14 protein-coding genes and 1 pseudogene are annotated in these 18,739 nt (G+C 47.1%); 5 read left to right on the top strand and 10 right to left on the bottom strand.

Annotation, left to right across the window (positions count from 1 at the left end):
• The first annotated feature begins 38 nt into the window (after positions 1 to 38).
• From VP504_RS18250 to VP504_RS18240, 3 genes and pseudogenes are all read left to right on the top strand, one after another.
• Entirely contained in the window at positions 39 to 1,490 is a 1,452-nt protein-coding gene (locus VP504_RS18250; RefSeq protein ID WP_325894854.1) for an NCS1 family nucleobase:cation symporter-1, read from the top strand.
• Positions 1,491 to 1,990: 500 nt separating this feature from the next.
• Entirely contained in the window at positions 1,991 to 2,581 is a 591-nt protein-coding gene (locus tag VP504_RS18245) for a hypothetical protein (protein ID WP_062714505.1), read from the top strand.
• A 238-nt stretch (positions 2,582 to 2,819) separates the two neighbouring features.
• A pseudogene (locus VP504_RS18240) lies at positions 2,820 to 3,765 on the top strand (alpha-amylase family glycosyl hydrolase).
• 372 nt (positions 3,766 to 4,137) lie between these two features.
• Here VP504_RS18240 and VP504_RS18235 read toward each other — a convergent pair.
• Complete coding sequence (locus tag VP504_RS18235) at positions 4,138 to 4,797, bottom strand: hypothetical protein (RefSeq protein WP_325894853.1); 660 nt, start codon at positions 4,795 to 4,797, stop codon at positions 4,138 to 4,140.
• Between the two features lie 472 nt (positions 4,798 to 5,269).
• On the opposite strand from VP504_RS18235, the gene VP504_RS18230 reads away from it, so the two are divergent.
• Complete coding sequence (locus tag VP504_RS18230; protein WP_325894852.1) at positions 5,270 to 5,674, top strand: hypothetical protein; 405 nt, start codon at positions 5,270 to 5,272, stop codon at positions 5,672 to 5,674.
• A gap of 22 nt (positions 5,675 to 5,696) precedes the next feature.
• Here VP504_RS18230 and VP504_RS18225 read toward each other — a convergent pair whose 3' ends face one another.
• The 9 genes from VP504_RS18225 to VP504_RS18185 all read right to left on the bottom strand — a co-directional run bounded on the left by VP504_RS18225 (position 5,697) and on the right by VP504_RS18185 (position 15,589).
• Entirely contained in the window at positions 5,697 to 6,575 is an 879-nt protein-coding gene (locus VP504_RS18225; protein WP_325894851.1) for an AraC family transcriptional regulator, read from the bottom strand.
• Positions 6,576 to 6,583: 8 nt separating this feature from the next.
• Positions 6,584 to 8,062 (bottom strand): xylulokinase, encoded by a 1,479-nt coding sequence (gene xylB / locus VP504_RS18220; RefSeq protein ID WP_325894850.1) that lies wholly within the window; start codon positions 8,060 to 8,062, stop codon positions 6,584 to 6,586.
• Positions 8,063 to 8,066: 4 nt separating this feature from the next.
• Positions 8,067 to 8,876 (bottom strand): L-iditol 2-dehydrogenase, encoded by an 810-nt coding sequence (locus VP504_RS18215; RefSeq protein ID WP_325894849.1) that lies wholly within the window; start codon positions 8,874 to 8,876, stop codon positions 8,067 to 8,069.
• The gene (locus tag VP504_RS18210; protein WP_325894848.1) at positions 8,873 to 10,273 is read right to left on the bottom strand and encodes a mannitol dehydrogenase family protein; all 1,401 of its coding nucleotides are present in this window, start codon (positions 10,271 to 10,273) and stop codon (positions 8,873 to 8,875) included. Before VP504_RS18210 ends, VP504_RS18215 begins: the two co-directional genes overlap by 4 nt.
• Complete coding sequence (locus VP504_RS18205; protein WP_325894847.1) at positions 10,266 to 11,372, bottom strand: ABC transporter ATP-binding protein; 1,107 nt, start codon at positions 11,370 to 11,372, stop codon at positions 10,266 to 10,268. Before VP504_RS18205 ends, VP504_RS18210 begins: the two co-directional genes overlap by 8 nt.
• Positions 11,369 to 12,202 (bottom strand): carbohydrate ABC transporter permease, encoded by an 834-nt coding sequence (locus VP504_RS18200; RefSeq protein ID WP_325894846.1) that lies wholly within the window; start codon positions 12,200 to 12,202, stop codon positions 11,369 to 11,371. The genes VP504_RS18205 and VP504_RS18200 overlap by 4 nt, the downstream gene beginning before the upstream one ends.
• A 9-nt stretch (positions 12,203 to 12,211) precedes the next feature.
• Positions 12,212 to 13,012 carry a carbohydrate ABC transporter permease gene (locus VP504_RS18195; RefSeq protein WP_325894845.1) on the bottom strand — a complete coding sequence of 267 codons (801 nt, stop codon included), beginning with the start codon at positions 13,010 to 13,012 and terminating at the stop codon, positions 12,212 to 12,214.
• A gap of 123 nt (positions 13,013 to 13,135) precedes the next feature.
• Positions 13,136 to 14,452 (bottom strand): ABC transporter substrate-binding protein, encoded by a 1,317-nt coding sequence (locus VP504_RS18190; RefSeq protein ID WP_325894844.1) that lies wholly within the window; start codon positions 14,450 to 14,452, stop codon positions 13,136 to 13,138.
• A gap of 237 nt (positions 14,453 to 14,689) precedes the next feature.
• The gene (locus VP504_RS18185; protein ID WP_325894843.1) at positions 14,690 to 15,589 is read right to left on the bottom strand and encodes a mechanosensitive ion channel family protein; all 900 of its coding nucleotides are present in this window, start codon (positions 15,587 to 15,589) and stop codon (positions 14,690 to 14,692) included.
• Between the two features lie 477 nt (positions 15,590 to 16,066).
• On the opposite strand from VP504_RS18185, the gene VP504_RS18180 reads away from it, so the two are divergent.
• On the top strand, positions 16,067 to 18,730 hold the full coding sequence (locus tag VP504_RS18180) for a M4 family metallopeptidase (RefSeq protein WP_442788928.1): 2,664 nt from the start codon (positions 16,067 to 16,069) through the stop codon (positions 18,728 to 18,730).
• Positions 18,731 to 18,739 lie beyond the last annotated feature (9 nt).

Here is an 18,739-nt window from a genome sequence, read left to right as displayed (position 1 = left end):
AGAAGCGGTGAAGTTAATACTGAAGGATGGACAAAATAATGAAGGACGACAATTTATTGGTAAAAAATAGAGACCCCTCATTGTACAACGAGGATCTTGCTCCGATCCCAATCGAAAAAAGGAGCTGGGGGGCTTTTGAGATTTTTAACGTTTGGGCTAATGATGTGCAAAGCCTCTTTGGCTATACCCTCGCGGCCTCGTTGTTTCTATCTTATGGTTTGAATGGTTGGACGGTGTTTGCTGCTATTCTGATTGCAGGGCTATTCGTAAACTGGTTGTGCAACCTAATTGGTGAGCCAAGCGTGAAATATGGTATTCCCTTTCCTGTTATGGCGAGAGCAAGTATGGGGGTCAGGGGGGCAAACCTCCCGGCACTAATAAGAGCTATAGTGGCGATTTTCTGGTATGGCGCTCAGACCTATTTTGCATCCACTGCCGTTGCGCTTCTCATTGGTTCCTTAGTTGGTGGTAACGGCGATTCTGTATTCTTAGGCTTGAGCACAATCGATTGGTGCTCGTTTCTCATTGTTTGGTTCTTCCAAATTTGGCTATTTTGGAATGGTATTGATTGGATAACCAAATTCCTTAATTTTGCAGGCCCTTTTGTCTACGCCATTATGATTGTGCTTGCTGTGGTTATCTGGGTGAAATCAGGCCCTAACTTGATGTCTGAAATGGATACAATTTTCTCAGGTATTGGTAATTACGAGGGCAGTAGCTTTTCAGCTTTTATGGCAGTAATTGGCACGATGGTGGCGTATTTTGCCGCTGTTGTAATAAACTATGGCGACTTTTCGCGCTTTGTTAAGTCACAAAAGGAAATGAAAAAAGGCAACTTTATCGGATTGCCGCTCAATATTGCTTTTTTCTCTCTCATCGCATTGATTGTGACCGCGGGGACTGTTGCTATATGGGGAGAGGCACTGACCAGCCCAACTGAAATCATTGAGAAAGTTGATTCCTTGCCGCTGACCATCATCTCTGCGTTACTATTCTTTGCGGCAACAGTCGGCATCAACTTAGTTGCTAACTTTATTCCTCCTGCTTACGATCTCGCCAACCTTATGCCTAGTAAAATCAATTTTCGAGTTGGAGGAATCATCACCTCACTATTTGCACTCGTCATTGGCGGTCTTTGGGTTTCGACAATCAGCCAAATTGGTATTTTCAATTTTGTAAATACGCTAGGCGCTATCCTAGCACCATTTTACGGCATTATGATTGCTGACTATTACATGATAAGAAACCGTAAGTTGGATGTTGAGCATCTTTTTACAGCGGAAGAAGGTACTGAGTATTTCTATGATAATGGCTGGAATCGTAAGGCGCTAATTGCATTTGTGTTGCCAGCTATCTTTTCAGTGATGACAGTATGGATTCCGACGTTTGCAAGCTTGGAAGGTTTTTCCTGGGTTATTGGAGCTGCGCTTGGGGCTGTATTGTATTATTTGATTTCTAAAAAAGCCCCTGAAGAGCAGGTCGTCCAATAGTTAACCGGACAAACCAATCAGTCTTGATTGAGTTGAACACCTTCAACGTAACCAAAGGGGGCACATATGTTCTCTTTGGTTATGTTGCCCCTTTTTCCCTTTTCGATGGAGATGTCTACACCTACAAAGGAACGCCGCGATCACAACGCCAGTAAAGCTTGCTGAATGCTACCTCTTCAATTTGTTTGGGTATATCTCTTTGTAGCTACTCAGAAAATTGATTCTCCCGCTATCGATATGCAAATCAACACTCATCATTCTCGTATTTGAAACAGTAATAATTTTAATTTGATTCGTTTCCTTGACGAATCGTAAAGCATGCACCATTTTTTCCTTCGCGAATTATTACATATAAAGCATATGTCTTTTATGTGGTTATAGCATGTTGGTAATAATGAAGTATTTCCTAAAGGGGAAAGATTATGAGTTTAGAAAATCTGAGTGCATATGAACATATAGTAAAAGATGAAAAATGGACATCATATTTGGAGTGTAAGTAAATGGAAGAGTTGTTTAGTGCGTCAAATATTAAATCCACAATCACGCTTATGCATATCATTGGGTTGATATTCGGACTAGGAGGTGCCTGGTTTATTGATGGCTATATTATTTTAAATAGAAAGTCCTTGATGAATGAGGAAAACCTGAAGCTCATCGAAGGTATGTCGAAATTCGTTGTACTTGGCGTATCGCTGCTTTGGATCTCCGGTCTATCTTTCGTGGCTTTTTATTATTTCTATACACCAGAGTTTCTGGGCAACGAGAAGGTTATTGGAAAGGCTTTCATCGTTATGGTGCTTACTATTAATGGATTTCTTATTCATTCTCAGGTTATGAAGGGAATTCATGAGATGAAAGGAAAGGAGTTTGCAGAACTTTTTGACTGTGAGCAATCCAAGAAATTCCTGATCGTTGGCACAGTATCCTTCGTGTCCTGGCTTTTCCCTCTGGTGATAGGAGTAAGTAAATCTTTGAATTTCTCTACACCTGCCACGTCAATAATCCTATTCTATCTCCTGTTTCTTGTTGCTTCATTGATGGTATCCGGAAAAGTAATGCGTAAGTATATGTCCAGAACCCGATGCGCTTGAATATACCTCTAGGAAAAAGGGCTGCCAGTACGGCAGTCCTGTGAAAATGGAAAAATGGAAAAATGGAAAAATGGAAAAATGGGGAAAGGGAAAGGGGGACAGACACTTTAAGAAAAAGACCGATTTATCAGTTTCATACATCCGTGCTTACCTCCCCGTTCCCAACCAATCAATATGCAATGATACATTTGCTGAGGTAGGTTAAACCTATTCTTCAGCCATATTTTTCTGACCCACGATGACCAAAGCGCGTGCTTCACTGATTAACGTCGATGCTACTCCCTATTATCACTGCGTTTCACGTTGTGTCCGGCGCTCCGTTCTTTGCGGTTATAACGATGAACAGGGAAAGTGTTTTGAGCACAGGCGGGGTTGGATAGAACAACGTCTGATGAAGCTAGCTAATGTATTCTGCATCGATGTTGAGCAATCACTATCATGTTGTTTTGCATATTAACATTGGTTGCGCGAAAGCATTATCACCGGTTGAGGTTATCGAACGCTGGCTGACGTTCCATCAAGGTCCTCTTTTGATTCAACGTTTTATGCGTGGTGAGGTTTTATCAGAAGCCGAAAAAGAACGTTGCATGGAAATCATTGAAATTTGGCGAGAGCGGTTGACGAGCATCAGTTGGTTTATGCGGCTATTGAATCAACACATTGCGGCGGAAGCGAATCGAGAAGATCAATGCACAGGACACTTCTGGGAAGGTCGCTTTAAAAGCCAGGCACTGCTTGATGAAAAGGCTCTTGCGGCAGCAATGGCGTATGTAGACCTCAACCCCATACGAGCAGCAATTGCTGATGCTCCAGAAACCTCTGAGTACACGTCGGTTAAAGCTCGAATTGAAGCGTTAAGACATGACCAAATTACCCCCAAAGGTCTGCATGTTTTCGCAGGATATCCCCGCAAAGATCAGCCAGAAGGCATTCCTTTTCGTCTATTGGATTATCTGGAGTTAGTCGACTGGACTGGCCGACAAGTTCGTGATGATAAGCGGGGACAAATCGATTCCACCCTACCGCCATTACTGGATCGGCTTGGGATTGAGCCTAAGCTTTGGCTAAAAACAGCATCATATATTGAAGTTGGAAATATGGTGGGTAGTGAGGCATCAGTCAAAACGGCTCTGCCACTTCTTCACCGTCAAAGAGCATCGGGAACACGTTTGCCCGATAGTTGAATTACCTGTTTCTACCCGCACCTTGAACATCAGGCCAATGCCTGATGTTTTTGTTATCCGCAAATTGAACTAATCCTCCTGAAAGTGGCAAAAACACTGAAAATTAGGGCTGATTTCCGGACTTATCAGGAGAGAGGCATAAGCCGATAGGGGACAGAGTCTTTATTAAGGTGTCCTCATTGTGTTTTTTTTCCGATTTCAAAGCATCGATGTTCATTAAAATACTCTCCACTGAACCTTATTTGCCTAACGCCAAAATAAGTAGTGAGCAACACTGCCACCAGCCTAAAGCATTGTGCCGTAAACACTAAAGCTGATTCAAACCAACAGTGTCAAGCGTTGCGAACCTCCTTAAATTTATTGTTATGGCGATTAGGCTGCAAGTTCCTTAGCTTTTCTTAACAAAGCTATATAACGCATTTGTGTATCACTCAGGCAGAAATTTGTGGACCACTTTACTCCCTCAAACTTGCTAGCGAAACCAAAATTCTTTTGCTGATCTACGTCCGTCAAGACTAGTCCCCTAGACTGGAAATCTGATATGTAGATGAAGAGTTCATCTACATCTATAAAGCTTTTTAATGCATCAAAGTTGTCTTGATCAACAACGTAGACTGGATACAAAGACTTCTTTGGGGATGGACTGAGGAGTTGAACTTGTAATAAGAAATCAACTTTACGATCTGTAAGACCACTAACGGCGGCAACAAAACGCTCCAATTCGCTTTGAGAAAAACTGAACTCAGGATCCTGCGAATACAAGAGAGCAAGTGAAGCATTAACGATAATGCTAGGAGTTGAAGATACCGCTATAGCAAAATCCGAAATTATTTTTTGACCACATTCACTGCTGATATGTACTTTGAACTTCTCTTTTTCAGTAGGAGTCATGACTTCATATCTGGTTTCTACGGTTTGGAAGAAGACTCTCGTCCTATAAAACTGACCTTGTTTAAAGGCATCACTAATTGCCACTGAAATCTCACTTGCTACAGCAACATTCGGGTCAAATAGTTTGAATAATTCTTTCATTTAAACTCCAAATTACTAAAGCGCCATAACAACTTATTAGTGGCCATAAATCCCATTTAGTCCAAAACCATGACACCCGATTAGTTCAAAAATTTTCAGATATATCCGCCATAAATTTCATATAAATCATCGTTTTAAGATCTTAAGCTTCTTGTCTCCGGCCAAAACCGAGCGTCCTGTACCAAAACCACTCAAATCTCACTATCTGCTTCCAACAGAGGTTTCACCCAAACAACACGCCATCTCTGTCTGATTTATCCGGCGAAATGTACCATAAAGTGCATAATAAAACGCACAACTAAACTCGCAGTTATAGCGTGATTGGTGAGATATTGTTACGAGAATTCAGAAGGTTGCTTATTGAGAGGAATGTCGACAGCATTTCGTTACACTAACCCGGTTCAAAAAATGGAGCCTTACCTCAACAATCACCCCCATCTATGGAATAATCTCGCCATACGTTAATGGACTAATGGAAAAGATGTTGCTGTTTATGCGTTTTTTCTCCCGCACAATTGCCGCTTTTTTGCTCTTACCACTTGTACCAACAGCCTATTCTGAAGAGCCAGTTGATGTTGCTGACGTCCACAGTGAACGAAGCACCTTTGACTACCAACAAGCGAACGTCAGTGAACCTATTTGTCGCAACAACCTGCGTGCCCAATTGCTCGCCCAGCAAATCGCATTCAGCGATAGTGAAAACTCCCCGGAACAGCGCCGTTTGGCGGAAGAGAGCATTGATTATGCCCGCGGTGTTTTTGAGAAAAGCCAAAGCTACTGCGAGGCGAGCTTCGCACTCACAGAGTTTCTAGATAGGGACTTGCTGGAAAAAGCGCAGGTGCCAAAGTCTGGACAGGTCCAGAGCTTCGACCCTTAAGTTTAAACGTGGAGAGGGGCTTCTACATGACACTCGGCGAAGAGTGTTTCTTACGGTAAGCCAGTGGGCTCAACCCTTTAATACGCCTGAACTGACGGCTGAAATTCGCCAGATTGTGGAAGCCCACCATTTGGCTGATATCGGCAATCGTATCTTCAGAATCGCTCAGTAACACACACGCGCGCTGAATACGTACACGGTTTACGAAGTCGGTGAAGCGGTGTCCTGATGATTGATGAAAAAAGCGTGAGAAGTAGGACTCTGTCATTCCCAGCTTGTCTGCCACGGTTTTCAACCGGATGGGTTGTTGGTAGTTATTCATGACATAGTCGATGACTTCACTGATTCTGTTTTGAACCGTGCCGGCGTCTTTGACCTCAGAGGCTGGCATGTTTGAAAGCAACCGGGTGTTCTTCTTACTCAGGTAATCAATAAAGGAGAGGAAATGAATAAGCCTGGTGACGCCGGAGTTTTCCCTTACCTTTTTAAACGCGCTTTCTGCTACTTCAAAAGGTACACCTAAAAACTCCACCCCCATTTTTGCTTGTTCCAGCATAGGTGCAAATTGAACCAGTTCAGGAAAGGCGTGAGCAGCGGTACGAAAGAGCTCGGGCTTAAACTGAATCACCATATCCCTCAGCGTGTGAGTTTCCCCCGGTTCTAGCTGGCTCTCCCAATTGTGCGGAAGCCACGGGCCCACCAATGTCAGGTGCCCAGGCGAAAAGGGGCCTAGATGATTCCCAATCATCACTTTACCGTTGGTCTTTACAATAAAATGCAGTTCGTACTGCTCATGAACATGCCAGTGGATGCGGTGATGTGGCACGCCATGTTCTAGATAGCAGACGGACTCATCTTCTATCTGGATAAACTCCCAAACGGGATCTTTGGCTACTGACATAAGCGTATTCAATCCTCTGAGTGTCGATTTTTCGCACCATATAGCTGACAATAATACTCGGCGAACCGTTGATACTTTTCTAAATGATACTGGCTTTTTTCTCTTCGCGGCTCAAATACCTGTGAGACTGTGGGTTGAATACAGGTACTTTCCGGCGTGCCATCTTTAATGGAGAGCTTTGCCAAGCGGGCGGCACCTAATGCAGGCCCGCTCTCGCTGCCGATATATTGATTGATTGGTACTTCCAACACATCGGCAATCATTTGAAGCCAATATCGGCTGCGCGCGCCGCCACCTATCGCGCCCAACTCATGAAACGGCAACCCCTTTTCTGATAGGGCGTTTAAGCAGTCGCGCAAGCTGTAAGCGATGCCTTCGAGAATAGCTTGCGTCATATGGTGGCGTTCAGTGGTGGAAGTCATGCCCTGAAAGCTACCTGTCGCAAAAGGATTGTTGTGTGGCGTGCGCTCGCCACTGAGATAAGGCAGGAACATTTCGGCACTGCTTTCGGTACTGTGTTGCTCGGCTTCTTCCAATAGGTCTGAGACCGACTGACCACAAATAGATGCAAACCAGGCCAAAGGGCTTGCCCCATTCAGCAAACAAGCCATTTGATACCAGCGGTCTGGAATCGCGTGAGCAAAGGCATGTACCAGCTTTTTCGGGTTGGCCGTATAGCGCTCTTTCGCCACGAAGAGCTGGCCTGAGGTGCCCAGAGAGACAAACGCATCACCTTCGTTAATGGCACCAATACCGACGCCTCCCGCTGCTGCATCCCCGCCACCGCCACAAACAGGTGTGTCGACAGAGAGCCCAAACGCCAATGCGGTTTCAGTCGTGAGTGTGCCGCTGATTTCGTTGCCTTCAATCAGTTTTGGCATTTGGGCTAAAGTGATACCACTGGCGGCGAGGACGCTTTCATCCCAATTTCTGAGCTGTTCGTTGAGCCACAGTGTGCCAGCAGCATCGCTGACGTCGGTGCAAAGCTCGCCCGTCAGTTTCAGGCGCACATAGTCTTTCGGCAAAATAGCTGTGTGGATCTGGCTAAAAACATCTGGCTCGAACTGTTTTAACCAGAGCAGCTTCGGTGCGGTAAATCCCGGCATGGCGGGCACACCGGCACTTTCGCCTAAGTGTGGAAGCTGCTGGTTAAGGCGTTCACACTCTTTGAATGCGCGTCCGTCATTCCACAAAATCGCAGGTCGGACAGGTTTGTTCTGTTCATCAAGACACACTGCACCGTGCATTTGGCCGGAAAGCCCAATCGCCGCGACAGCACTCCAAGCATAAGATTGACGGGTGCGGATTTTGGTTATGGCGGTTTGTGTGCCTTGCCACCAGATTTCTGGATTCTGTTCGCGCCAGAGCGGGTGGGGGGCATCAAAGCCATAGGACTCTGATTGTGAATCCAGCACTTCGCCGCTTTCACCCATCAGAATGACTTTGACGGCAGAGGTGCCAACATCAATACCAAGATACGTCGCCATAGGCTTAGCTCATCACGTTGCCGCCATCGACATTGTATGTCTGGGCGGTGATATAATCAGAAAGGGAAGAGGCCAGGAACAGCGCGGTGCCTGCGATGTCGTTCGGCACGCCCATACGCCCTAATGGCACTTCTTCGCCCACCTGTTTTTTCTTCTCGCCGGGTTTTCGGTTTTCGTATTTGGCAAACAGGGCGTCGACATGATCCCACATGGGTGTATCCACCACGCCGGGAGAAATACCGTTGACGGTAATACCGTGTTCCGCCAGCGCCAGCGCCGCGGATTGGGTGTAGCTTATCACTGCCGCTTTCGTCGCACAGTAGTGAGCGACAAGGGCTTCACCTCGACGGCCCGCTTGTGAGGCCATGTTGATAATTTTGCCACCATTATCTGCGTCTATCATGTTTTTGGCGACATCTTGCATTAGAAAAAACATGCCTTTGACATTCACATTGAACAGTCTGTCGAACTGTTCTTCTGAGGCTTCAAGCAGTGGCCCCATATCGAATATCGCGGCGTTGTTGAACAAAACGTCAATGGAACCAAACTGCGAAATCGTTGAGGTCACCAAATGATGCCGAGCTTCTGTGTCGGTGATATTGCAGTGATGGTATGCCACGTTTTCACCAAACTGGCTTTGCAGAGCCGCCACGCCCGGCGATGGGTCCGAAGGAATATCTGCAATCACACACTTGGCACCACTGGCGAGGTAGGCGTATGCCACTGCCAGTCCGATGCCGCCGTTGGCACCGGTTAGCAGTGCCACTTTTCCCTCAAGTAATGGTGCGTCATTTTGTTGTAGTGATAGTGTCATGGGTAACGTTCCTGATAGCCTTCAAGCGTTTGTTTGATTTGTGCTTCGAGCTGTTCTCCAAAAAGTGGGAAACGTTTGTTCAGCCCTTGCCAGATGTCGGGATCGGCAAGGAAGGCCTTGACCGGATCGGACTCCTGCATCCACTTCTCGGCGACGTGGAGATAAGGATCTTTATAGTTGAATTGGAATCGGCCGTTGAGATACAGAGCGAGAAAACAGTACCAATAGCTGACCAATGTCATCGCCGCGGTTGGAACATATCCGCGCTCAAGATTTAATTTGATGGTGGGCAAAATAAACTGCGGAAACTTACTGATACTGTCCATCGCGATACGTTCAATCGAATCGGCGATATACGTATTACTGAACCGCAATACAATGACTTGGCGATAATTTTCCAAATCAAAAGGATGTTCATAAATAGTTGGGATGACTTCGCGTTGATGGTACTGCTTGAGCAGTTCATTCAGTTCGTCGTCACGTACATTTTCGTCGTAGGTTTTGTAGCCGCGCAAGGCACCGACATAAGAAAGCCCGAAGTGTCCGCCGTTTAGGATACGGATCTTAGCTTCTTCGAACGCATGTACTTTATCTGTGAAGGTGATGCCGACTTTTTCCAGTGGCGGAAATTCAGCGGCGAATTTAGATTCAATCACCCACTGCTCAAAGTCTTCCCCCATGATAGGGCAAAGGTCCTTTTTACCGACAACCCGGTCAATTTCCTCGGCCAAGTCTTTAGGTGGAACAGGAGTAATTCTGTCCACCATTGAACAAGGAAAAGTGACGCTGTCACCAATCCATTGTGTTAAATCATCTAACCCTGCGGCTTCAACAAACTGAGCGAAGGCATGTTCAAGCCGGTTTCCGTTATCGCGAAGGTTGTCGCAAGTGGCAACGGTAATCGCGCCATTGGCCATTTTCTGGCGAACCATTAGCGCCAGTGTTAAATAGCCAAACAGGGTTTTCGGTTTGCCATTGCCCGACTTCACCACTTGAATGTCATGGATTATCTCAGGGTGGGTGAGATTGAGGTCATTGGATTCAGTCAGGTAATAGCCACCTTCTGTCACCGTAATCGTGATGGCTTTGACGGCATCATCGTTAAAAATAGTATTGATGATTGAAGGGTCGGAGGACGCATCCTCAACCCTATCAATACTGGTAATTTCAATGAAATCAGCATTGCCATCCGGCGCGATGCGTTTGAAGTGAAATCGCCCATTTTGCTTACTTAACGCCTCTGGAATGGCACGGGTTTCTTCCCGCAGATTCACATCGGTGTAGTACCAACGTTCCTCTTCTGGGAGCTGTTGGTTAAGTAAGTGCAGGTAGTAAGCCTGATGTCCGCGATGAAACGCACCGATCCCAAAGTGGACTAGGCGGTTATGCTCAGACATGGCTGACTTCTCCATAAATGTTCACGGCATTTTCGTTGGCATCGAACAGATATACTCGGGATGGATCGAGCTTGACGCCGATGACTTCGCGCAGCTTTGGTGTGTATTTCGGGTCGGCACGTACCACCACTGTTTCGCCGCTCATGGTGCGAATGTAAGTCAGGGTTTCAGAGCCTAATTGCTCGATCACTTCCACATCGCCTTTCATATCGCCTTCTTCCGATGAACAGAAGGTGAGGGATTCAGGGCGGAAACCGATGGACTTGGCGTCCACGGCTGATTCCTCAAACAGTGAAGGATCGAGCTGAATGTGGGCATCACTGTTGAATTTAACGTTCAGTGAATCGTGGCCATTGATCGCCGTATCCACATGCAGCACGTTCATTTTTGGTGTGCCGATAAAGGTGGCGACAAACTGGTTGGCTGGCTGGTGGTAGAGCTCCAACGGCGTGCCGATTTGTGCCACTTCACCCTGACTCATGATCACCACTTTGTCAGCGAGGGTCATGGCCTCGATTTGATCATGGGTAACATAAATCATGGTTGCACCAAGCTCCTGATGGAGACGTGAAAGCTCAATACGCATTTCTACACGCAGCGCGGCATCCAGATTGGAAAGGGGTTCATCGAACAGAAACACTTTTGGGTTTCGAACGATGGCGCGACCAATCGCCACACGTTGGCGCTGACCACCAGATAGCGCTTTGGGTTTTCTGTCCAGAAGGGCATCAAGCTTCAGCGCTTTGGAAACCTTGGTCACTTTCTCCTGAATTTCTGTTTCCGGACGCTTTGCCAGTTTCAGCGCGAAGGACATGTTGTCTTTCACTGACATGTGCGGATAGAGCGCGTAACTCTGGAACACCATCGCCACATCACGTTTGGATGGATGGGTTTCGATGATCGATTGACCGTCTAGTTGAATGTCGCCATCAGAAGAGTTTTCCAACCCGGCGATGGTGCGTAACAGTGTGGATTTACCGCAGCCTGATGGCCCAACGAAGACGACGAATTCGCCTTTCTGAATTTCAAAATCAATGTCTTTGAGCGCCAGCGTGTCGCCGTATTTTTTATATAGATGATTGACTTGTAAGTAGCTCATTTTACAGCCCCAAAGGTTAATCCCTGAACCAGTTGTTTCTGACAGAACCAACCGAGAATGACAATAGGCGCACAGGCCAAAGTAGAGGCGGCAGAAAGCTTCGCCCAGAACAGTCCCTCCGGACTGGAGTAAGTAGAAATCATAGTGGCGAGCGTGCCTGCGTTTGCCGAGGTCAGGTTGATTGACCAGAAAGCTTCGTTCCAGCTCAACACGATAGAAAGCAGCGCGGTTGAGGCAATACCACCCAATGAAAGCGGCAACAGCACGTAGCGAATCTCGCCCAGTGTGTCAGCACCATCCAGTCGCACCGCTTCAAGGATGTCTCTCGGAATGTCTTTGAAATAAGAGAAGAGCATCCAGACCACAATCGGTAGGTTTATCAATGTGTAGATAATGGTCAGCGCCAAGGTGGTATCGAGTAGTCCCATCTTCTGGCAAAGGATGTAGATAGGCACAAGTACACCAACGGCTGGAAGCATCTTAGTGGATAGCATCCAGAGCAACATATCCTTGGTGTGTTTTTTGGGGTAGAAAGCCATCGAATAGGCCGCTGGAATGGCAATGACCAACGCCAGGATGGTCGAGCCAAACGCCGTAATAACGGAGTTGATGGCGAATTTCAGGTAGTCACTACGCTCCTGAACCAAACCAAAGTTCTCTATTGTCGGTTCGAAGATAAATGAGGGTGGTACTTCAATCGCTTGCTGCTCCGTTTTGAACGCGGTGATCAGCATCATCAGGATTGGGAAGAAGACCAGCAGCGCCAATGCCCAGCAAATGATGGGACGCAGCCAGCCTGTTTGATCGATTAATGAAACATGTTTAGCCATAACGCCCCCTTAGGTCACCAGGTTCTTGCCGATCGCGCGGATCAGGAAGAATGCGACGATATTGGCGAGTATCACGGCGATAAGACCGCCAGCAGACGCGACGCCTACGTCGAATTGCATCAATGCCTGCCCGAAAATCAGGAAAGCGAGGTTGGTGGATTCATAACCTGGACCACCGCCAGTGGTGACGAAAATCTCGGCGAAGACGGAAAGCATAAAGATGGTTTCAATCATCATGACCACGGCGATTGGACGCGCGAGATGGGGCAGCGTGAGGTAGCGGAATACCTGCCAGCCGGTTGCACCATCCAGCAGCGCCGCTTCTTTCTGCTCGTGGTCCATGGATTGAAGTGAAGTAATAAAGATCAACAGCGCAAAGGGCATCCACTGCCAACTGATCATGGCAATGATTGAGCCGAGCGGAAATTGTTCAAGCCAGTCAACTGGCTGTAAGCCCACACTTTCCCAGAGTGCCGCCAGCACGCCGTACACCGGGTGCATCATCATGTTTTTCCAGATGAGTGCGTTCACGGTTGGCATGATGAAGAAGGGGGAAATCAAGAGTACGCGTGCCACGCCGCGACCGAAGAAGGGTTTGTCTAACGCGATGGCGATAATGAGTGCGCCAACGACGGTGACAACCAGCACCATGCCGACCAGCGTCAGGGTGTTGATGATCGCAGGCCAGAAAGCTTCGTCCGTGTAAAAAAATTCGAAGTTCAACGAACCAATGTATTCGTTGTCTCCCGGGTAAAGTAAGTTATATCTGATGGTTGAGAAATAGATCGTCATGGACAGAGGGACGATCATCCAGAGCAGCAAGCTGACAAAGGAAGGCGCAACCAACAGCCGAGGCAACCATTTTTGCATTAGAAATTACCAGTACAGCTGAGAAGGAAAAGCCGGGCAGATGAGTGCCCGGCAATGAGGTACTTACTTGTAGTAGCCAGACTTGCGCATCTCGCGATCCGCAGACTTGTTGGCATTTTTCAGTGCCTGTTCAACAGATACCTTGCCAGCCAGTGCTGAGGTGAACTGTTGGCCCGCTGCGATACCAATCGCTTGGAATTCAGGGATAGCAGCAAACTGAACACCTACGTATGGGGTTGGTTTCAGGGTGCTGTTTGCTGGGTCTGCTGAGTTGATTGCTGCCAGTTCTGCTTCAGCGAATACTGCGGCTTCCTGGAAGTTAGGGTTGTCGTAAGTTGACTGGCGGGTACCGGTCGGTACGTTCGCCCAGCCGTTCTCTTTCGCGACCAGATTGATGTAGTCCTTAGACGTTGCCCAAGTGATAAACTTCTGCGCTTCTTCCGCATTTTTGGTTGCTGCAGGAACTGCCAGCGCCCATGCCCACAGCCAGTTTGCGCCGCGGTCTGTCACAGCAACGGGTGCCTGTGCAAACGCCACTTTGTCAGCCACTTTGCTCTGCTTAGGATCTGAGATGAAAGACGCTGCGATGGTGGCATCAATCCACATACCGCATTTGCCTTCGTTGAACAGTGCCAGGATTTCATTGAAGCTGTTTGAGCTTGAGCCCGGAGGACCGTAAGTGCTCAGCAGGTCAACATAGAAGCTTACGGCGTGGTTCCACTCTGGCGAGTTCAGCTGTGGTTTCCAGTCTTCGTCAAACCAGCGCGCACCAAAAGAGTTTGCCATGGTGGTGATGTACGCTGCGTTGTCGCCCCAACCTGGCTTACCGCGAAGGCAGATACCGTAAACGCCATTGTCTGGATCGTGAATGGCCGCAGCAACGTCACGGATATGACCCCAGGTGGCACGGTCAGGAACCGCCATGCCTGCTTTGTCGACTAAGTCTTTGCGGTACATCACCATGGAGCTTTCGCCATAGAATGGCACGGCGTAGAGTTTGCCGTCGTAGGACAGGCCAGCTCGCATTGTAGGTAACAGGTCATCAACATCATAGGCAGCATCGGTTTCGACTTCCTTCAACCAGCCTTTTTCGCCCCAAATTGGGGTTTCGTACATACCGATGGTCATCACATCAAATTGACCGCCTTTGGTCGCGATGTCAGTGGTCACACGCTGGCGAAGTACGCCTTCTTCAAGCGTCACCCAGTTGAGTTTGATATCAGGATTTTCTTTTTCGAACTCTTTGCTCAACTTTTGCATTTCAATCATGTGGCCGTTGTTCACCGTCGCAATTGTCAGCTCAGTCGCCGCAAAGGTGGAGGCGGAAAAGGCCGCGCAGGCAGCAGCAATCGTTGTTAGCGTTTTCCTTGTAGACAGCATTATTACGTTCCTCTTTGATAAAAGATGTACTTCGAACGGGTGTTAACATCTGTACAACAATAGAAGATCAAAAAAAGGCAACTTAAAACAAAAGCGGTGCATAAAAGTACTTTTATGACAGTGGAATGATGAAATTTTTACCTTGGGGATTTAACAAAGTTGAAAAATTTGGTCGGGAAATGCAAAAGGCTGCCTTTTAAAATAGGCAGCCTTTTGTCGATAAAACTGGAAGGGTTATCAGCAATGTAGCGCGTTAGAGTCGGAATCTGTCAGCAAATCTTCGGCAAACGTGACAGGCGGTTGTTTTAGGACTCTTTCGCAGTACATGGTCATGAAATCTTCGCGGATAAGTTGTTCCAATTCTGTCGCACGCTCTGTAGGACAGAAGATGCGAACATGCACCTGTGGGTCGCCCATCTCTGTTGATGTCACGTTGATGTGTGGGTCTGCACCTGGAAGGTCAACGCCGGCGTGGCGTTCAATCACGTGGTTATAACGGGTTGCCACTTCATAAAAATCTTCACTATGATCATCGATTTTCGCCAAAAGACTTGGCACCAGTGGGTAGAGGTTTGCGGTTTCTTTTACCGTGATATGAAACTCATGATAAACATAGCGCTTCATAAAATTCAGGTTTTTTACCGGCGTCGTAAAGAACAGGCTGTTTGGGAAAGTGACGGTTTTTCCAGTGTAGTTATAGGTGCCATGGTGTAGGTCGATTTCCTGGATTTTGGTCGCCATTAGATTGTGCTCTATCACTTCGCCGCAAAGGGAGCCGACTTCGATCCATTCGCCGATTTGGAATGAACGGGAACTGGCGCGTTGGATTGAACCGGTGAAGCAAAGAATGATTTCTTTTGAAGCGACAACTACTGCAACGGCTATCGCTGTGAGTGACAGCGCGAACTCGTTGATTTCAGAGCGCCAAACCAAAAACGTCACCAGTAACAGCACGGTAAATGAGCCGTTTTTGGTACGGGAAATCCATTTACGCTGCTCTTCACTCAGGAAGTTTGAATCGCCCCAAATGACTTTGATTAGCAAGCGGCGGATCAGCATGAAAACGGCGATCACAACGAGGGTTAAAAGAAATTTGTGTTCCGTAAAAAAGGGGACAAGAAACTCTAATTGTTCCACAAAAATATCCTGATTGTTTTTTTGACTTCGTTCGATACGTGCAGTATGGCGTATTCCATCCGGTTACAACACTAAACACTCACCTTACGCTACGCAATAGAGAAACTCGTTTATTTCTTTCATAATTTCCGTCAGTTAGCGAAAAGTTAATTGCTTTAGCCTTATATTTGAACAGTGTGCGCTTTTGTTACCTGAAACGGATTGGTCTCACGGTTTTTACGTCTGATTTTTTGCCTGTCGCTCACATTTACAAACCTGGGTCTCTCGAGCCGGCAAATATACGCCTCTCTTCTAAAGCATAACTTATTGACTACGATGATTTTAATTTGGCTGAAATTATCCCTTTACTTTTTTCGTCTCAATAATGGATCATTCGGATCAAAAAATATCCATTTTCCCTTTATCAATAATTAACTCTCAACCATGATTATCCGTGGGTGATACGTATATTTCTGGTTGAAACTATTGGAGAGGACAATGCTTCGTCGCGCGCTATTCCTTTTTGGTTTTATTTTTCTTAATTTTCTGTTTTTAAAAGGGAATGCTGCCGAGGTTACTGAGGCAGATGACTCGGTGCTTCAAAATACACCTGAAGCAGCGGCAATGCGAAGTAGTTTATCTTCGTCAAAAACTGGTTTTTACCCCTCTGAAACGGTCATTTTGCCTAACGGCAAAGTGAAGGTTAAACATCAGCAGTACTATCAGGGTGTGCCCGTCAGAAAAGGTCGCGTAGTTTCGGACAGTGAGAACAGCCAGTACAAAAATGCCCGTGGCCTGAAAGTCTCTGCGCTCAGTAGCAGTATCTCTTCCGTCGCTCCTTCAATGAGCCACCAACGCGCGCTCCAAATCCTAAAAGATCAGTACTTGATCAACGCGCCTGCTGCTGAGATTTTGATTCCTGAAAACGAAAAATCCGATCTTTTCGTCTGGCTCGATGAGCAGGGCTCTCCTCGCTTGGTCTACGAGGTAAGTTTCTTTCTCCCAGCCAAAAAACCGACTCGCCCCCGTGCTTATATTGATGCAAAAACAGGTGAAATACTGAAAACTTGGGAAGGCCTTGCGCATGTCGAAGACGCGGCTAGTGGCCCTGGTGGAAATGAGAAAACAGGACAGTATCTGTTTGGTACGGACTACGCGAGCTTGAAAATCAACAAAGTGGGGTCGACTTGTACACTTGAAACGGCAAATGTAAAAACAGTGAACCTGAACCATGGCACATCGGGTTCGTCAGCGTTCTCTTACAACTGTAATGATGCCAACAACACTAATACCTTCAAATCGATTAATGGCGCTTACTCACCTCTCAATGATGCGCACTTTTTCGGTAATTTGGTGTTCGACATGTATCGTGATTGGCTGAATATGTCGCCATTGACTTTCCAGTTGGTGATGCGTGTTCACTACGGCAGTAACTATGAAAATGCGTTCTGGAATGGTTCATCCATGACCTTTGGTGATGGTAGGTATCGCTTTTACCCAATGGTTGATGTCAATGTGTCTGCGCACGAAGTGAGCCATGGCTTCACTGACCAAAACTCAGATCTCATATATTCCAATATGTCTGGCGGCATCAATGAAGCCTTTTCTGATATTGCGGGTGAAGCGGCCGAATATTATTGGAAGGGAAGTGTGGATTGGCAGGTGGGCCGTGCGATTTACAAAGTCGCCGGGGCATTACGTTATTTTGAAACCCCTTCCGATGATGGTCGTTCAATCGATCACGCAAATCAATACTACGCCGGCATGGATGTGCATTACTCAAGCGGTGTTTTCAACCGTGCATTCTACTTGCTTGCTAACAAGCCTGGATGGGATGTAAGAAAGGCTTTTGCAGCGTTCGCTTTCGCGAATAAGCTTTACTGGGCGCCAGACTCTTCGTTCGATGAAGGGGGGTGTGGTGTTGTGAGGGCAGCAGATGATTTGGACTACAACACCAACGATGTAGTAGATGCTTTCAGTCAGGTTGGTGTGTATGCTTGTCTTGATACTACCGAACTGACCAGCGGCGCTCCTGTTAACAACACGAGCGGTGACGCGGGTTCACAGACCCACTACTACTTCTCACTTCCAGGCAACACAGATTCTGCGTCTGTCTCCCTTAGCGGAGGATCCGGTAACGCGGATCTGTATGTGAAATTCAATGGCTGGCCAACAACGACAGATTACGACTGTGCTTCGACGACGTCGGACAACAATGAATCATGTGATGTCACTCTTCAAGGTGCTGGCGAATACAAAGTGCTGGTGGTAGGTCAAAGCGCATACTCGGGTGCTGCTATTGAGCTCAATATTTCACAAGCTCCACCACAGGTAGTAAGCGTGGGTGGGTCTATTTCAAGCATTTCAGGTGCCCGTGGCGATGAGTTGTTTTACAGTTTCACATTGCCAGATGATGGCAGTAGTTTGCGGATCAGAATGTATGGCGGTTCCGGTGACGCCGACCTTTACGTGAAAAAAGGCGGTACGCCTTCGCAATCAGATTACGATTGCCGGCCCTACTACTACGGCAATAACGAAAGCTGTATTGCTCAGGGTAGCCCGGGGGATGAGTTCTTTGTGATGCTTCATGGTTATGCAGCGTTCTCGGGGATAACCGTTTCTTTGACACAAGAAAGTAGCTCTCAAGCGCCTGAAGAGCGCGCAGATCCGATTGATACCTCGGCGCCAATCTCAAATATTCAGGGTTTGCAAGGCGAAGCCGTTTATTATTCCTTCAACATTTCGAATGCGAGTGTGCTTGCTGCAAACCGTGCGTCTGCCATGTCAGCAACGCCAATGTCTGGCGGCGGAGTGACGGTTGCGTTGAGTGGTGGTTTGGGGGATGCAGACTTGTATGTGCGCTCTGGTGCTGCACCGACAACGGGAGCGTATGATTGTCGATCTACTTCTAATTCAAATCAGGAGTCCTGCTCGCTATCAAAACTGTCATCAGGTACCTACTATGTGATGGTGTATGGTTCGCAGGCATTCGAGGGTGCAACCTTGTCGCTATCACAAAATTCTTCGCAGGATAATGTATCTTCCGGTGGCGGAGGTGGCGGAGGTGGCGGCAGTCTTGGATGGTTTAGTTTGCTTTCGATGCTGGCGCTTGCCTTGAGGAGTATTAGGCTTTCTATTTCAGCCAGCTATCGAAAGGATTAGATAGGTTTG

It is taken from the genome of Grimontia sp. NTOU-MAR1 (assembly GCF_035758505.1).
Lineage (GTDB): Bacteria > Pseudomonadota > Gammaproteobacteria > Enterobacterales > Vibrionaceae > Enterovibrio > Enterovibrio marinus.
The sequence above is the reverse complement of the archived record's forward strand: the minus strand, read 5'-3'. Positions and strand labels throughout refer to the sequence as shown.

What these genes read in the sequence shown, in the direction of transcription:
- VP504_RS18250 (WP_325894854.1), top strand. Translation starts at nt 39, where the DNA reads ATGAAGGACGACAATTTATTGGTAAAAAATAGAGACCCCTCATTGTAC.
- VP504_RS18245 (WP_062714505.1), top strand. Translation starts at nt 1,991, where the DNA reads ATGGAAGAGTTGTTTAGTGCGTCAAATATTAAATCCACAATCACGCTT.
- VP504_RS18235 (WP_325894853.1), bottom strand. Translation starts at nt 4,797, where the DNA reads ATGAAAGAATTATTCAAACTATTTGACCCGAATGTTGCTGTAGCAAGT.
- VP504_RS18230 (WP_325894852.1), top strand. Translation starts at nt 5,270, where the DNA reads ATGGAAAAGATGTTGCTGTTTATGCGTTTTTTCTCCCGCACAATTGCC.
- VP504_RS18225 (WP_325894851.1), bottom strand. Translation starts at nt 6,575, where the DNA reads ATGTCAGTAGCCAAAGATCCCGTTTGGGAGTTTATCCAGATAGAAGAT.
- xylB (WP_325894850.1), bottom strand. Translation starts at nt 8,062, where the DNA reads ATGGCGACGTATCTTGGTATTGATGTTGGCACCTCTGCCGTCAAAGTC.
- VP504_RS18215 (WP_325894849.1), bottom strand. Translation starts at nt 8,876, where the DNA reads ATGACACTATCACTACAACAAAATGACGCACCATTACTTGAGGGAAAA.
- VP504_RS18210 (WP_325894848.1), bottom strand. Translation starts at nt 10,273, where the DNA reads ATGTCTGAGCATAACCGCCTAGTCCACTTTGGGATCGGTGCGTTTCAT.
- VP504_RS18205 (WP_325894847.1), bottom strand. Translation starts at nt 11,372, where the DNA reads ATGAGCTACTTACAAGTCAATCATCTATATAAAAAATACGGCGACACG.
- VP504_RS18200 (WP_325894846.1), bottom strand. Translation starts at nt 12,202, where the DNA reads ATGGCTAAACATGTTTCATTAATCGATCAAACAGGCTGGCTGCGTCCC.
- VP504_RS18195 (WP_325894845.1), bottom strand. Translation starts at nt 13,012, where the DNA reads ATGATCGTCCCTCTGTCCATGACGATCTATTTCTCAACCATCAGATAT.
- VP504_RS18190 (WP_325894844.1), bottom strand. Translation starts at nt 14,452, where the DNA reads ATGCTGTCTACAAGGAAAACGCTAACAACGATTGCTGCTGCCTGCGCG.
- VP504_RS18180 (WP_442788928.1), top strand. Translation starts at nt 16,067, where the DNA reads ATGCTTCGTCGCGCGCTATTCCTTTTTGGTTTTATTTTTCTTAATTTT.